The sequence below is a fragment of the Streptomyces sp. NPDC097129 genome, from assembly GCF_055668065.1.
The window spans coordinates 1,175,306-1,190,061 of record NZ_JBVOQE010000001.1 but is presented as its reverse complement, the minus strand read 5'-3'; the positions used below and the strand labels follow the sequence as shown (position 1 = coordinate 1,190,061).

Below are 14,756 nucleotides of genomic sequence, written 5' to 3'. Positions count from 1 at the left end.
TGCTTATCCTGAGCCACATGCTGACCATCACCCAGGCCCTCTACGACCAGATCGTCGCCCACGCCCGCAAGGACCACCCCGACGAGGCGTGCGGCGTCGTCGCGGGCCCGGCGGGCTCGGACCGCCCCGAGCGCTTCATCCCGATGCTGAACGCGGCCATGTCGCCCACCTTCTACGAGTTCGACTCGGGCGACCTGCTCAAGCTCTACCGGGAGATGGACGACCGCGACGAGGAGCCGGTGGTCATCTACCACTCCCACACCGCCACCGAGGCCCACCCCTCGCGCACCGACATCTCCTACGCCAACGAACCCGGCGCCCACTACGTCCTCGTCTCCACCGCGGACACCGACGGCCTCGGCGACTTCCAGTTCCGCTCCTTCCGGATCGTGGACGGCGAGGTCACGGAGGAGGAGGTCAGGGTCGTGGAGTCCTACTGAGCCCGACCCGCGTCTCGCTCACCGGACGAATTCCGTCCGGCATACGGAATCACACTCCGGAACCGGGGGCGGGAATCGATACGATGAGCCCATGGTTCTTCTCGACGTGAGCGACAAGGCGCCGGGCACGCTGCTCGTGGCGCGGCTGCACGTCGACCTGTGCAGGCTGAACAGCGCCATCTGTTGATCTTCCGCTGCCGCCGTCCGACCGTGGCCGCGGCGCTTTCGCAGTGCCGAAATCCCGGGGACAGCCCGGGTGCGCGCGCCTGACCGAACCGACGACACCTTCCGACAGGAGCCCTGAGCCATGGCCATCGAGGTCCGCATCCCGACCATCCTCCGCACCTACACCGACGGCCAGAAGGCGGTGCAGGGCAACGGCGACACCCTCGCCGAGCTGTTCGCCGACCTCGAGACCCGGCACACGGGCATCCAGGCCCGCATCGTGGACGGCGAGCAGCTGCGCCGCTTCGTCAACGTCTACCTCAACGACGAGGACGTCCGCTTCCTCGACGGCATCGACACCAAGCTGACCGACGGCGACAACGTCACGATCCTGCCGGCCGTGGCCGGCGGCATGGCCTGACCGGCGATGCGCTACGACTCCCCGCTCGCCGCGGTCGGCAACACCCCCCTGGTGCGCCTGCCGCGGCTGTCGCCGTCCCAGGACGTGCGCATCTGGGCGAAGCTGGAGGACCGCAACCCCACCGGCTCCGTCAAGGACCGCCCGGCCCTGCACATGATCGAACAGGCGGAGAAGGACGGCCGCCTCACTCCGGGCTGCACGATCCTCGAACCCACCAGCGGCAACACCGGCATCTCCCTCGCCATGGCCGCCAAGCTCAAGGGCTACCGCATGGTCTGCGTGATGCCCGAGAACACCTCCCAGGAACGCCGGGACCTGCTCGGCATGTGGGGCGCGCAGATCATCTCCTCCCCGGCCGCGGGCGGCTCCAACACCGCCGTACGCGTCGCCAAGGAGCTGGCCGCCGAGCACCCCGACTGGGTGATGCTCTACCAGTACGGCAACCCCGACAACGCCGGCGCGCACTACGCGACCACAGGCCCGGAGATCCTCGCCGACCTGCCCTCGGTCACCCACTTCGTGGCGGGCCTCGGCACCACCGGCACGCTCATGGGCGTGGGCCGCTACCTGCGCGAACACAAGCCGGACATCCGCATCGTCGCCGCCGAGCCGCGCTACGACGACCTGGTCTACGGCCTGCGCAACCTCGACGAGGGCTTCGTCCCCGAGCTGTACGACGCCTCCGTCCTCACCACCCGCTTCTCCGTAGGCTCCGCCGACGCGGTCACCCGCACCCGGGAACTCCTCCAGCAGGAGGGCATCTTCGCGGGCGTCTCCACCGGCGCCGCCCTGCACGCGGCGATCGGCGTCGGCAACAAGGCCGTCAAGGCGGGGGAGTCCGCCGACATCGTCTTCGTCGTCGCCGACGGCGGCTGGAAGTACCTGTCGACCGGCGTGTACACGGCGGCGACCACCGAGGAAGCGATCGAGACACTGCAGGGCCAGCTCTGGGCCTGATCAGCCCCTACGCCAGGTGACGGACCTGGTCCCACAGGACCGGGTCCACCACGCCCACCCGGCGGCGGAAGTCGCCCACCGGCACCTCGCGCAGCTCGTCCGTCTGCAGGAAACTCGCCCGGCCCTGCGCGTCGCCCACCGAACCCGGCGGCAACGGGATCACCCCGGCCCGCTCGTCGTGGTACTTCGTGCTGATCTTCGCCACCCGCACCCGGCGGCGGCGCACCGACAGCACCAGACACGGCCGGTCCTTGCTCTGCGGCCCGTCCTCGTAGGGCACCTGGGCCCACCAGATCTCCGCCGGCCGCGGCCGCGGCGACGCAGCCGCCGCCCGCGCACGGCGCGCCTCGCGCCGCCCCCGCCCCCAGCCGTCCACGAGCACGGCGACGAGAACCAGCAGCACCACCGCCGCGAGCGCCAGCCACCAGGACGTGTCCATACCGACGACGTTACCGGCGCAACCCACACAGCGCGCCCTTGCGACCCCACCGACCGCCCGGAGCCTTCCCTACTGAGTCGGTCCGGTCACACTCCACGACGCGTAGCCGCCGATCTCCCAGCCCATAGGTACCGTAAGTCACCCGCAGTTGACGCAAAATACGTGAATCGCCGCCCCACCGTGCTCGCAGGCGTCGTGCTGTCCGCCGTCGCGGCACTATTTCTGTCCGCCTGCGCGAGCGGCGACGACAGTTCCGAGGGCAACGACAAGATCGCGGGCGCTGACACCGGAGACCGCTCGTCGGCCTCGGCGTCTCCGACTGCCTCCGCCTCTACGTCTGCCGGCCGCCCGACGATCAAGTTGCCGTCGGACCTGACGTTGATCTTCGAGTCGGCGAAGACCGGGGACTCCCTGAAGGACGCGGTGCTCGCCGACAACGCAGAGCGCATGCGTGCGGTCGACGCTGCTATCACCGGGACGGATCCCAAAAGTGAGGCGCTCGCCTACTACAACACCGGCAAGGCTCTTGAAGCTGCGGTGACGTGGGTCAACGAGTTCAAGGACGCCAACTCCACTCTTACCGGTGTGGCGCGCTATTACGACCGGAACGTGACGCTCAAGAGCAAGTCATCGGCCGTGCTCGTCTTCTGCGCGGACGAGAGCAAGGGCTACAGCAAGGACAAGAAGACCGGGAAGGTCAACAGGACGCCGGTCACCAAGAACAGCTACGTCCTCTACAACACGCGCTTGGACAAGAACAATGAGGGGGTCTGGCAGACATCTCAGATCCTCTCCACGAGGGGGGCGGCTCAGTGCCGGCCGTAGCGAGGACCGCCGTTTGTGCCGGCTTGTTCGCCGGCGTCGTGGTGATCGTCGGCAGCCCGACCGCTTGGGCTGACTTCACGCCGGGCGGGAAGGGTACGGGATCCGAGACTCAGGCGAAGGGGGGCCAGTCGGGGCAGACGGTGAGCGCGACCGCCGGTGCCGTGGTCTTCGACCGCTCGAAGAACGGCACCGGGGATTCCACCGGTGCGGTGACCTCTTCGTCGACGACCTGGACCCCGCCCGCCTGCTACTACGCGCCCAAGTACACCCCGGCAGAGTTGAAGGAATACCTGGAGCCGATTTGGGAGCAGGACTCCACGGGCTCCCAGTGGGACCTGGAGCAGCGCAACAAGTACGAGAAAGGGGGCACGACCCCCGGCACGTACAAGGACTTCAACAAGGCCAAGACCGGCGAGGGCTACTGGTGGGACTCGTACGTCACCCAGGGACGTGAGGGGGACCCGGGCGCACTCGACTGCGACAAGCCCATCTTCTGGGTGGACAAGGGTGAGGCTCCGCCGGCGGACATCCCCCAGGCGGTCACGCCGGAGATGCTCGCGCAGCTCGCGTACGCCGAGATCCGCGTCCCGTCGACCAAGGTCCAGCTCGCTCCGGCGGACACTACGAAGGTGAACCTGCCGACGTGGGCGTGGCTCGACACAGCGAAGTTCAAGCCGGTGTCGGTCACCGCGTCCGTGCCGCTGCTCGGCATCGAGGCGACGACCACCGCGGAACCGGTGTCGCTGAGGATCGAGCCGGGCACGGCCGACGCCGCGACCTTTCCGGCGTCCGGCGTGTGCGAGATCAGCAACGGCCGAATCGGTGAGGCGTACGAGAAGAGGAAGGCGGACGAGACTCCGCCGTGCGGCGTCACGTATCTGCGCTCCTCGGGAGACGGCTCGTACAAGCTCAAGGCCACTATCACCTGGAAGATCTACTGGACCGGTACGGGCGTGAACCGCGAGCAGGCCCTGCCGCCCGGCACGTTCGGCGCCGAGCAGGATGTTGTCGTTCAGGAGATCCAGGCCGTCAACCGCTGAAGAGCCGACGAGATACAAGCGATCGGCACACCGTGACGCTGTCCATGTCCCGGAGCGGCCGGATCGCTTCCGGGACATGGCGGGCGTCCGCCCGGCGGTCGCGGTAGGCGATGCCGATGCGCGGCCTCAGCGCAGCGGTCTGCTCCCGGAAGGTTCCGGAAGGGCAGCTGGCAGCCATCGCCGGCGGAGGACAGCTTGGAGTGGAGATCGAGCACGGGCGTCCACGGGGCAGCGCTGTAGCGAACCGCTCCGCGGGAAGCCGGCATGGTCACGGCCTGTAGCCGGAACCGGCATGCCGACGTCATGGCTGCGGCGACGAGGAGCGTGTCCAGCTCCTCCAGCGAGACATCGTCGGCGGACCCGATCCGGCCCAGGTCAGGGGCAGACCATCTGCGTCGATGGAATCGGAGCTCGGGTTCCCGATCATGTCCCGCAGCGCTGAGCGCGCTCGGCAGCGCCGAATCGACGGGGAAAGTGACCATCCAGTAGTAGGCGGCCATTCGGTGGAATCCACCGAATGGATCATTCTAGGCATACGGTCACACTGCGTGGTACCGGTGACGGGTCGTTGGCGACACGGTGATCAAGCCAGCCCTCACATACCTGGGCAAGGCATCTGCGGACCCCGTGGCGGTCCGATGCGTGGGTTTGCTACGGCCTCGCCGACAAGGGTGCGCATTCCAGGCAACGGCGGCGTGCCCTGGCGGCTGGGAGTGTCCGAGCCGGCACTTCCAATGCACCTTGCCCAGGTGCTGGAAGGCAGGGTGTCTTCACCGACTGGGTTTTCTACCCCGGCCTGCCCGTCGATCAAGGAGCCTTCGTGGCCAGACACTGTGGAGTGCACGTCCAGGTGGCGGCGTCGGTTCCGTTGCCGAGGGGTTAGTGCAGGGCCAGGGCAGAGGGTATGCGGCAGCTGATCAAGGAGATACCGGTTCCGCACGGTGGCCGGACTTTGCCCTAGCGATACAGGCCGTGACGGACTGGGTTCCGCCGCTGGCACCGCGACGGCAGGTGGCACCGCATCATCCGCCGCGGACGTGGCCAACTTCTCTCGCTGGCCTCCGCCGCGAATGTCACACGGCTCGGCGTACGTGCTCGATGCATGTCCACAGGTTGTGGAAGAGTGATTCGCCCATCGGCAGGCAGCACCGAAGAGAAACACCGGGGGCGGCGCCTTCACTACTGAATGCTGACCTTGTGCTCGTGGGCCGGGTTCGCTGAGCAGGCGAAGATGTTGAGTGAGCCTCCTCTGCCGACAGTCACCTGTGTCGGGGCGTTCGCTTCGGACTCGTTGATGAGTTCGCGGTCTTCCAATGGAACCCAGCTGAGCGTTCCGCTGTCCCACTCCCTGCTGTCGACTGTCAGCAGAAGTTGCATCGGCTGTCCGCAGGAACACGTCATTTGCGTCGGTCCGGTCACGCTCCACGACGCGTAGCCGCCGATCTTCCACCCCGGTGCAATGGACAGGTCATGGTGGTAGGTGACGAAGTCGGCCTCATCGTCATAGGACTCTTCGGCCTCTTCTTCGGCTTCGGCCTCCCATGCCTCGATCCGTTGCTGTAGGTCCGCAGGCAAGAGTTCCCGGTATTCGTGCTCCACCACCTGTTCAGGGTCGAGTACGCAGGGTTCAGGGACGTATCCGGCGTCGCCGATCACCTCGGGAAGCGGAGGCTCGTCCAGCGTTTCGTCCAGTCCGGTGGAACTGCGCCAGCGCAGTTGCACGCCCGGACCGGACTGAGCGCCATGGCCATCGAACGGGCACCACAGCACTTGGAGGAGGTCACATCCTGCAGGTGCCATCAGGCCCGGGACGTCCTTCACGAAGACCTGGGCCACGGGCAGAAGCGGGACAGGTGCGGTGTGGTGGAGTTCCGGAACGTGATGTTCCCGCTCAAGAGCGGACAGTGTGTCCAGTTCCTCCGCCGACGGTCCCTCGTCGGGGTTTCGATGCCAAGCGTCTGCAAGGATTCGGCGCCACTCGTGGACGTCTCCGAGGCGCCTGCCCCGATTCCGTGGGTGGGGTGACTGGCACGTAGGCCAGGGTTCGTCGCGAGGCCACAGAAGGGGACCTCCGACGGAGTTCTCTTGCGGCTTCGGCAGCCCAGGCCTCGGGTGGAGTCTCGTGCACACCTTGCGGTAACCGGACAGTTCCGAGAACAGCGCCTCGATGTCCACGGGACGCGGGGGCGTGGTACGAGTCATGATCGTCCTTGATGGTGTGGCCGATGTGTCACAGTTTGGGAATCGCCGTTCGGACACCCGCGGCAGGGTTTTCCAGCACCTCGCTCAGCGAGAACCCTCGGTTTCCGTAAGCGGTGATGTTCAGCTTGGTCGGGATCGGATTCGTTCCCTCGTAATGCGGTACCACCGAGTATTGAACATTCTCGCCCTTCTTCACGGCTTCGAAGACCTTGGCCTCGATCTGCTTCATCACTGGAGTGTTTACCGGGTTCTGGGTCAGTGTGACCAAGTTGTGACGTGCCAAGGGGCCCTTGCCGGGGCCGCCCAGGATGTTGGCAAGCAGATGGCCGCGCGCTTCGTTGAAGGCCGTTCCGTCTCCTCGCCAGCCGGGCGTCCAGGTCGTGCCCGCCTCGCTTCCTGTGCGCAGCATCTCCTTGCGCAGTGATGCCCAGACCCCCGTCGGACGGTTCAGAGTGTCGAGCTTGCCGAATCGTACGCTTCCATCCCATTTGTACCGATCCATTTTGCAGGCCTTCGGGACCAGCCCGAGAGGGTCGCTCCACGTCTGTGGGTTGTGGACGTAGGCAACGGGGTTGGGCGCTGGCACCAGGCCGAACGGATCAGGAGTGGTATAGCGAGCGGTGTCCGGGTCGTAGTGGCGATAGAAGTTGTAGTGGAGGCCGGTTTCGGGGTCCGCGTACTGGCCGGGGAAGCGCAGCGGTGTGTAGGCGCTGGCAGTGCGGTTCCAACTGGTCGTGCCCCACAGGGTGGCGCGGGTGTGCCAGGCGATGGTGCCGTGTTCGTCGACGAGTTCGGTGGGGGTACCGACCAAGTCGGTGACGATAGCGAAGAAGCGGGTGTCGATTTCTCCTTGAGTGGCCGTGCCTGCCTCGAATGATGCGGGTGTATTGACCCTCCGTTCCAGCTGGGCGATGGGCTGGTCGTCGTCATATTCCCAGCTGGTGATGACGCCGGTGGCAGTGTCGGTCTGTTCGGCGAGATCGCTCCCGTCCCAGCTGAAGCGGACGGTCTCTTCGACGGTCCTGCCGTCGGCGGCCATGCGGTGCTTGGCCGTGCGGCGGCCCAAGGGGTCGTAGCTGTAGGTCCACACGGTGCCGTCGGGTGTGGTGCAAGAGACGAGACGGTCCTCGGCGTCATAGGCGTAGCGCCAAGTGTCCGGTTTGCGCGACAGACGGGTTTTCTGACGCAGAGTGGTGCGCCCGGCGGCGTCGTACTCGTAACGGATTCGACCCGCTGTACGTATGCGGGTACCGGTGTACACGCGTTCGCCGCGAGCCTCGGCGTTCGGAGCGGACTCGGGCCAGTGAGCGGTGGTCTGGTTGCCTGCCAGGTCGTAGGCGTATGTCTCGGTCCAGCCGTCTGCCATGACCGCCAACGGACGTCCGAGCTGGTCCAGCGAGATGCGGCGCTGCTCGCCGGTGAGCTGGTCGGTGATGGCGGTAAGACTGTTGTCGGCCCGATATTCGAAGGACCGAGAGCGCAGTGTGCGGGAGCCGGCTGTGACGCTCTGAGTGGCTTGTCGGCCGGATGTGTCCCAGGTGGAGCCAATGGAGACTGGCCGAGAGGGTTCCCCGAGCGTACGGGTGATCTCACGGGCGAAGCGATCCCGGGCGAAGGAGATGGTACGGCCTCCCAGGACCATAGAGGTGGGAGCACCCGCATGGCTCCGGGAGATCTCCGTGAGAACGCCGCTGGGGGTCCTGCGACTGACGCGGTGGCCGAAGTTGTCGTAGGCGTATCGGATGGTGCGTCCATCGACGGTTTCGGAGAGGACACGGCCCAGGGCGTCGTATTCCAACAACAGCGCGGATGACTGAGTCCTGGCCTCAGTGAGGTGGCCCGCGGTGTTGTAGCGGTAAGTGGTGAGCTGTCCCTCAACGTCCTTGGCGAGGATGCGGCCGACGGCATCGAGCTTGTGGCTGATCGTCTCGCCAAGCGAGGTCGTCCGCGAGCGGAAGCGGCCTGCAGCATCATAGGTATAGGTGAGGGTCCGACCGTCGAAGTCCGTCTCGGAGATCAGGCGTCCGGCGGCGTCGTACTGGTAACTCCAGGTCAGTCCCTGAGGATTGATGACGCGGACGAGGCGCAGCTCCGTGTCGTGTTCGAAGCTGTAGCAGGCTCCGTCCGGGCCGGTGCGGGCGGTGAGCATATCGAAGTCGCCGTACGTGAAACGCGTGACACCGCCCAGCGGGTCGACATGCGTGGTGCAGTTGCCCTCGCCGTCGTAGGTCCATGATTCACCGCTGCCGTCCGGGGCTGTGTAACGGGCCAGCTGGCCCTCCGGGGTCCACTCCAGCCGCGTGGTGTTGCCCAGGGGGTCCGTGACTGAAGTCGGACGACCCAGGAAGTCGTAGGCGTACGAGGTGACGGGACCCAGCGAGTTGGTCACTGCGACCGGCAGACCGGCCCTGTTGTAGCGGAACTGCGTGGTGTGGCCGAGCGCGTCGGTGATGGAGCTGAGGAGACCATCCGAGGCGTAGTCGTAGCGGGTGGTGGCGCCGGCCGGATCTGTGACCGACGTCCGGTTGCCGTATTCGTCGTACTCCTGGCGCCAGGCGCTCCCGTCCGGCCCGGTGATGGTCACAGGCAGGCCCCGGTCGTCGTACTCGGCGGAGACCTCCCTGCCGTCCGGGTGGACGACGGAGGTGAGGCGGTCGTGCTCGTCGAAGCGGTAGCGGGTGGCATGGTCGAGAGCGTCGGTGACAGCGATCAAGCGGCCGTTCTCGTCCCACTCCTGCTGGGTCGTGTTGCCGAGGGGGTCGGTCTCGCGGACGAGCCGAAACGCTGCGTTGTGCTCGTAAACGGTGCTGTGCCCCAGGGCGTTGGTGACTGTGGTGGTGCGGGTGGTGTCGTCGTAGGCGAGCGTTCCTGTGAGGAAGCCGCCGCTGCCCTCGGTGCGTACCACGCGGCCGTGCTGGTCGTAGGTGTAGGAGTAGGTGTTGGAGTTCCGGTCAGTCCAGGAGGTGATCCGGCCTTCTGCGTCGTAGGTGAAGCGCAGTGGCCGGCCCGAAGAGTTGCGCACTTCGGAGAGGTGACCCGCGTCGTCGTATCCGTACGAGACCAGCACCGTTCCCCGGGCATCGGCACGCTCGGGGTCGAGCGCGCGCAGAGCGGCGATGCGGGGCAGGTCGGGGTGGCGATCGAGGGCGATGCGGTAGCCGCCGGAGTGAGAGACCTCGACGGGGGCGCCGTCGTCGCCGTAGTGGACCGTGATCCTCTGACCGTGCCGGTTGACGATCGCCTGCAGGGGTAGGTCAACCGCGTTGCCGTCGTCGGTGGGCTGTGGACTATGGAAGATATACGCCAGCCCTGTTCCGGCGTTGGTCATTCTCAAAGCACCGTCGGTCTCCGTATCCCAGGTCAGGGGTATTCGAGGGCCGGTTTCCGGATAGACAGGCTGCTCCGCGTCGGGATCGAGACGGGGATAGACGAGCCTGGAGCCGTCGGGCGCCGCGTAAGTGACACCGGCGTCGTCTGCCTGAAGGCGTTGGTCCAGAGTGGAGGCCCAGGAGGGCCCGAACCAGCCACCCCAGCGGTATGACGACAGGTGGGTACGTTCGAGAATCAAGGGAAGAGCACCGGGCAGCTCGACATCGGTCTGCGGCAGCAGCATCGTGCCGGTGGCGACGTCGATCGGGTCGAGCTTGCACTCCTTCTCCGCCGCCTGGATCCCGGCTTCGAGCTTCTCGGCTTCGCCGGGACGCAGCTTCAGCCGGGACAAAACGTTTCCGCCCAGATTCAACGCTTGGGCCAACTTGGCCAATTCACTGGGTCTGAGAGCTTTCAATGCCTTGCCGAGTGCCTTGCCGAGCACGCCAAAACCGACGCCCATCACCGCGCCCTCAGCGAGGATGCCGGCCAGTTTCTCCGGGTCCTTGAACGCGCCCGGGTCCTCCAGCATCGTCGCGAAGGCGGAGAACTTCGCGCCCTCCTTGGCCATCTTCGCCACCGCCGCCACGCCGCGGATCTCCTTGAGCGCCTTCAGCGCCCGCTCCACCGCCCGGATGACCTCCATCACCCCGCGGACCGCCGAGGCCAATGCCGTGCCCTCGGTCTCGATCCGTCCGATCAGCGCCACGACCTTCGCCGCGCGCTCGGTGGCCATCAGGCTCGCCGCCACCGAGGACGCCCCCAACGACAGCACGTCCAGGGCCAGACCGGCGAGTTCGTACTCGGCGATCTCCGCCAGGATCACACCGATCTCGGACAGCAGCTCGTGCGCCTTGTCCGCGAAGGCGTCCAGCGCCTTGGCGCCCTCGTGCAGGGCGTGGGCCATGTCCGTGGCCTGTTTGCGGGCCGCCTTCGCACGTTTGTTGAAGGCCTTGGCGGTCTTGCCCTCCCACTGCACGCCGGTCATCGCGGTGCCGGCCGCGCCGGCCGCGCCCTCCAGGCCGGTCGCCAGGTGCCGCCACTTCTTGGCGATCTCGCGGATGCCGTCCGGGTCCACCGCCGGATCCGAGATGCCGAGGAACTCCAGGCCGCTGGCGATCGTGTCGCCGAACATGTGGTTGAACTTGTTGATGTAGTGCAGCGGGTTGAGGTCGACCACGGCCCGCCTCAGCCCTTCTTGCCGGACTCGCCGGCCGCCGCCAGCAGCACATCCAGCAGGTCGAAGGCGTCGGAGACCTCACCCATGAACTTGGCCTCCGCCTCCCACTCCTCGCCAAGCTCCTTCGTCAACTTCGCGAGCGTGGTCATGCCCTTCTCGATCTCACCCTTCGCGCCAAGAAGAGAACCCAGCGCCCCCAGGGCGCTCAGATCGTGCGATGCCGCCTCGAACTCCTGCAACGGCTTCGCCGTGTGATGCCCCGTTCCCCGCAACCCGGACGCCGCCGTGTGCAGCGAGACGGCTTCCTTCTTCAGGTCCGACACGTCCCCCGAACCCCCGAACTTTACTCTGCGTGCATGTCAACTCCTCGACCGTAGGGAGCGCGGCTACGTGTTAGGTATAATCGACACCAAGCACGAGTAAAGATTGCCATCGGTCGGGCAAGAAGCCGAACTCGGTGCAGGTACGGCCGCCCCGAAGGGGGCATCCAGGGTCTGTCACTTGGGCTGGCGCGGCGCGGACATGCGTGAGTCCGTAAGCTCCTGGTGGCCCGCCCGGTCGACCTGGCACCGCGGTCGCCGGGATCGGCGTCGGTGACTATTAGCCGTGAAACGCACGAAACCGCTGGCGGTGATTGCCCGTCCATGCAGTCACGAGCTGCAGTTCTGGCTCACCAAGCTCGTGAAGGCCCACGGCCTGGCCCCCCGTACCGCCCGGAAGGCGCAGCAGAAGGTCGCGGCGGTGTTCAACGCTGCCGTGCGGAGCCAGCGCATACCGATCTCGCCATGCGTCGGCCTCAAAGGGCCAGAAGTCCCGCACAAGGAGATCGTCCCCCTCACCGCTGAGCAGATCCACGCCATCGTGAAGGCACTGCCCGACCGGTATCGGCTGCTGGTCGTCCTCGGGGCGGGAAGCGGTCTGCGCCCTGGCGAGCTGTTCGGTCTCCAGGTCCGCCACGTCGACTTCCTGCGGCGCACCGTGAAGGTCGAGCAGCAGGTGCAGCGCGCGTACCCCGGTGTGATCGTCTGCCCGCCGAAGACGAAGAGGTCGTATCGCACGGTGCCGGTTCCCCAGACCGTCATCGACGCCGTCGCTCTCCACCTGAAGAATCACCCGGCAGGACCGGACGGCTTCCTGTTCGCGGGACCGGTCAACGCCGATCACTTCGCTGACAACGTGTGGCGGCCTGCGGTGAAGGCGGCGGGGCTCCCCAAGGGCACTCGGATTCACGATCTCCGGCACACGTACGCGTCCGTCCTGATCAGGCACGGGAAAGGGCCGAAGACGGTGGCAGCGCGTCTCGGCGACACGGTCACCGTGGCCATGGAGACCTACGGCCACTTGTTCCCCGACGAGGACGAGGAGACCCTGAGGCGGTCGAGGGGTTCCTGTCGGAGGCGGCGTGATGCGCCCTCGAAATGTCCTCGGATCTTTGTCGAACGGCTGAACGCCAGGTAGCCCGGATGGCGGCGTCGTGCAGGTGAGTTCGCCCACAACAGTCCTTGGCGGAGGAGCGACCGGGAGTTTTGCGCCTTACGCTCGACGGACCGCACGACCCCCGTCGCCCCCTTCTTCCGGTTCCCCGCCAGCGGAGGTTTCTGCTTCATGAAGCTCACCGTCGTCGGCTGCTCGGGGTCGTTCCCGTCCGTGGATTCGGCCTGCTCGAGCTACCTCGTCGAGGCCGACGGCTTCCGGCTGCTCCTCGACATGGGCAACGGCGCCCTGGGCGAGCTGCAGCGCCACTGCGGTCTCTACGACCTCGACGCGATCTTCCTGAGCCATCTGCACGCCGACCACTGCATCGACATGCTCGGGTACTTCGTCGCACGCTACTACCGCCACGACGGCGGCCGCTGCGAGCCCCTGCCGGTCTACGGCCCCGAAGGCACCGAACACCGCCTGACCACGGCCTACGCCGACACCCCGTCGGCCTCGTCCATGAGCGAGGTCTTCGACTTCCACACGGTCAAGCCGTCCACCTTCGAGCTCGGCCCGTTCACCGTGCACACCGAACGCGTCGCCCACCCCGTCGAGGCGTACGGCATCCGCATCGAGCACGGCGGGAAGGTGCTGACGTACTCCGGGGACACCGGCGTCACGCCCGCCCTGGACGAACTCGCCCGGGACGCCGACCTGTTCCTGTGCGAGGCCGCGTTCACGTACGGCAAGGAGTCCATCCCCGACCTGCACCTCAACGGCCGCGAGGCCGGCGAGACCGCGGCCCGCGCGGGCGCCCGCCGCCTGGTCCTCACCCACATCCCCCCGTGGACCGACCCCCTGACCAACCTCACCGACGCCCGCGCCGCCTACACCGGCCCGGTCGACCTGGCGGCGCCGAGGAAGTCGTACAAGATCTGACCCCGCACCCGGCGCCGGGGAAGAAACGATCCCGGGCACACGGAAGGCCCCCCGGAGCGCCCAGTGCTCCAGGGGGCCTTGTGCGTGCCGGGAGGCTACTTGGCCTCGGCCTTCTGCAGCTCCGCCAGTTCCTCGTCCGACTCGCGGCCGGGGGTCGGCAGGTTGAACCTGGTGATCGCGAAGCGGAAGACGACGTAGTAGACCACCGCGAAGCACAGGCCCACCAGGACCAGGCCCCACGGGTTGCTGGCGATGCCCAGGTTGAGCCCGAAGTCGACCGCGCCCGCCGAGAAGCCGAAGCCGTCCTTCATGCCCAGCGCCCAGGTCAGCGCCATGGACACACCGGTGAGGACCGCGTGGATGGCGTACAGCACCGGCGCGATGAACATGAACGTGAACTCGATCGGCTCGGTGACGCCCGTGACGAACGAGGTCAGCGCGAGGGACAGCATCATGCCGCCGACGACCTTGCGCCGCTCGGGACGGGCGCAGTGCACGATCGCCAGGCACGCGGCCGGGAGGGCGAACATCATGATCGGGAAGAAGCCGGTCATGAACTGGCCCGCGTGCGGGTCGCCGGCCAGGAAGCGCCCGATGTCGCCGCTCTTGCCGTGGTACTCGCCGGCCTGGAACCAGGGGAAGGAGTTCAGCAGGTGGTGCATGCCGATCGGGATCAGCGCCCGGTTGGCGACACCGAAGATGCCGGCGCCGACGGCGCCCGACCCCACCAGCCACTCGCCGAAGTTGTGCAGGCCCGTGCCGAGGACCGGCCAGATGTAGCCGAAGACGATGCCGAGGAGCAGGCCCGCGAACGCCGACAGGATCGGCACCAGGCGGCGGCCGCCGAAGAAGCCCGCCCAGTCGGGCAGCTTGGTGCGGTAGAAGCGCTGGTATATCAGCGCCACGACGATGCCCATGACCACACCGCCGAGGACCTTGGCGTCCACCGGCGCGTCCACCATGACGACCTTGCCGTCGACCGCCGTCGCCACCTTGGGCAGGTTCTTGTCGGTGAACGTGCCCAGCACGTTCTTGAAGACCAGGTAGCCGGCGACCGCCGCGAGCGCCGTCGAGCCGTCCGACTTCTTGGCGAAGCCGATCGCGATGCCCACGGCGAACAGCAGCGCCATGTTGTCCAGGATCGCGTTGCCACCGGCCGCCATGAAGCCGGCGATCTTGGTGACGAACGTGGGGAAGGAGTCCCGTCCCAGCATGTCCGCGTTGCCGAGGCGGACCAGGAGGGCCGCCGCGGGCAGCACGGCGACCGGCAGCATCAGGCTGCGGCCGATGCGCTGCAGGACCGCCATCGGCCCGGCGCCCTTCTTCTGTGCGGCGGGTGCCGCGCTCGCCGTGGTCATCA

General features: G+C 67.1%; 13 protein-coding genes. 8 read left to right on the top strand and 5 right to left on the bottom strand.

The features are described from left to right. The first annotated feature begins 17 nt into the window (after positions 1-17). From AC0B9F_RS05360 to AC0B9F_RS05345, 4 genes are all read left to right on the top strand, one after another. Entirely contained in the window at positions 18-440 is a 423-nt protein-coding gene (locus AC0B9F_RS05360) for a M67 family metallopeptidase (RefSeq protein WP_471998873.1), read from the top strand. A 91-nt stretch (positions 441-531) separates the two neighbouring features. After that, positions 532-627, top strand: coding sequence for a putative leader peptide (locus AC0B9F_RS05355; RefSeq protein WP_019065921.1), 96 nt, complete (start codon positions 532-534; stop codon positions 625-627). Positions 628-747: 120 nt separating this feature from the next. Beyond that, positions 748-1,026 carry a MoaD/ThiS family protein gene (locus AC0B9F_RS05350; protein WP_471998872.1) on the top strand — a complete coding sequence of 93 codons (279 nt, stop codon included), beginning with the start codon at positions 748-750 and terminating at the stop codon, positions 1,024-1,026. 6 nt (positions 1,027-1,032) lie between these two features. Next, positions 1,033-1,983 carry a PLP-dependent cysteine synthase family protein gene (locus AC0B9F_RS05345; RefSeq protein ID WP_471998871.1) on the top strand — a complete coding sequence of 317 codons (951 nt, stop codon included), beginning with the start codon at positions 1,033-1,035 and terminating at the stop codon, positions 1,981-1,983. A gap of 7 nt (positions 1,984-1,990) precedes the next feature. Here the strand turns inward: AC0B9F_RS05345 and AC0B9F_RS05340 are convergent, their stop codons facing one another. Beyond that, entirely contained in the window at positions 1,991-2,422 is a 432-nt protein-coding gene (locus tag AC0B9F_RS05340; protein WP_471998870.1) for a type II toxin-antitoxin system PemK/MazF family toxin, read from the bottom strand. Positions 2,423-2,584: 162 nt separating this feature from the next. Between AC0B9F_RS05340 and AC0B9F_RS05335 the strand changes: the two genes are divergently transcribed. Continuing rightward, positions 2,585-3,247, top strand: a complete 663-nt coding sequence (locus AC0B9F_RS05335) for a hypothetical protein (RefSeq protein ID WP_471998869.1) — start codon at positions 2,585-2,587, stop codon at positions 3,245-3,247. A 23-nt stretch (positions 3,248-3,270) separates the two neighbouring features. Next, a complete protein-coding gene (locus AC0B9F_RS05330; protein WP_471998868.1) occupies positions 3,271-4,287 on the top strand; it encodes a hypothetical protein in 1,017 nt (338 codons plus the stop codon). A 1,179-nt stretch (positions 4,288-5,466) separates the two neighbouring features. Here the strand turns inward: AC0B9F_RS05330 and AC0B9F_RS05325 are convergent. The 3 genes from AC0B9F_RS05325 to AC0B9F_RS05315 all read right to left on the bottom strand — a co-directional run bounded on the left by AC0B9F_RS05325 (position 5,467) and on the right by AC0B9F_RS05315 (position 11,361). Further along, a complete protein-coding gene (locus AC0B9F_RS05325) occupies positions 5,467-6,123 on the bottom strand; it encodes a hypothetical protein (protein ID WP_471998867.1) in 657 nt (218 codons plus the stop codon). 394 nt (positions 6,124-6,517) lie between these two features. After that, complete coding sequence (locus tag AC0B9F_RS05320; RefSeq protein WP_471998866.1) at positions 6,518-11,038, bottom strand: DUF6531 domain-containing protein; 4,521 nt, start codon at positions 11,036-11,038, stop codon at positions 6,518-6,520. Positions 11,039-11,046: 8 nt separating this feature from the next. Continuing rightward, complete coding sequence (locus AC0B9F_RS05315) at positions 11,047-11,361, bottom strand: hypothetical protein (protein ID WP_471998865.1); 315 nt, start codon at positions 11,359-11,361, stop codon at positions 11,047-11,049. Between the two features lie 358 nt (positions 11,362-11,719). On the opposite strand from AC0B9F_RS05315, the gene AC0B9F_RS05310 reads away from it, so the two are divergent. Continuing rightward, a complete protein-coding gene (locus AC0B9F_RS05310; RefSeq protein WP_471998864.1) occupies positions 11,720-12,496 on the top strand; it encodes a tyrosine-type recombinase/integrase in 777 nt (258 codons plus the stop codon). 147 nt (positions 12,497-12,643) lie between these two features. After that, a complete protein-coding gene (locus AC0B9F_RS05305) occupies positions 12,644-13,396 on the top strand; it encodes an MBL fold metallo-hydrolase (protein WP_471998863.1) in 753 nt (250 codons plus the stop codon). A 95-nt stretch (positions 13,397-13,491) separates the two neighbouring features. On the opposite strand, the gene AC0B9F_RS05300 is transcribed toward AC0B9F_RS05305, so the two are convergent. Beyond that, positions 13,492-14,754, bottom strand: a complete 1,263-nt coding sequence (locus tag AC0B9F_RS05300) for a PTS transporter subunit EIIC (protein WP_471998862.1) — start codon at positions 14,752-14,754, stop codon at positions 13,492-13,494. Positions 14,755-14,756 lie beyond the last annotated feature (2 nt).

Excerpts from the sequence above, each read along its gene's own strand:
- AC0B9F_RS05340 (WP_471998870.1), bottom strand. The coding sequence starts at position 2,422 with ATGGACACGTCCTGGTGGCTGGCGCTCGCGGCGGTGGTGCTGCTGGTT.
- AC0B9F_RS05345 (WP_471998871.1), top strand. The coding sequence starts at position 1,033 with ATGCGCTACGACTCCCCGCTCGCCGCGGTCGGCAACACCCCCCTGGTG.
- AC0B9F_RS05360 (WP_471998873.1), top strand. The coding sequence starts at position 18 with ATGCTGACCATCACCCAGGCCCTCTACGACCAGATCGTCGCCCACGCC.
- AC0B9F_RS05350 (WP_471998872.1), top strand. The coding sequence starts at position 748 with ATGGCCATCGAGGTCCGCATCCCGACCATCCTCCGCACCTACACCGAC.
- AC0B9F_RS05305 (WP_471998863.1), top strand. The coding sequence starts at position 12,644 with ATGAAGCTCACCGTCGTCGGCTGCTCGGGGTCGTTCCCGTCCGTGGAT.
- AC0B9F_RS05300 (WP_471998862.1), bottom strand. The coding sequence starts at position 14,754 with ATGACCACGGCGAGCGCGGCACCCGCCGCACAGAAGAAGGGCGCCGGG.
- AC0B9F_RS05355 (WP_019065921.1), top strand. The coding sequence starts at position 532 with ATGGTTCTTCTCGACGTGAGCGACAAGGCGCCGGGCACGCTGCTCGTG.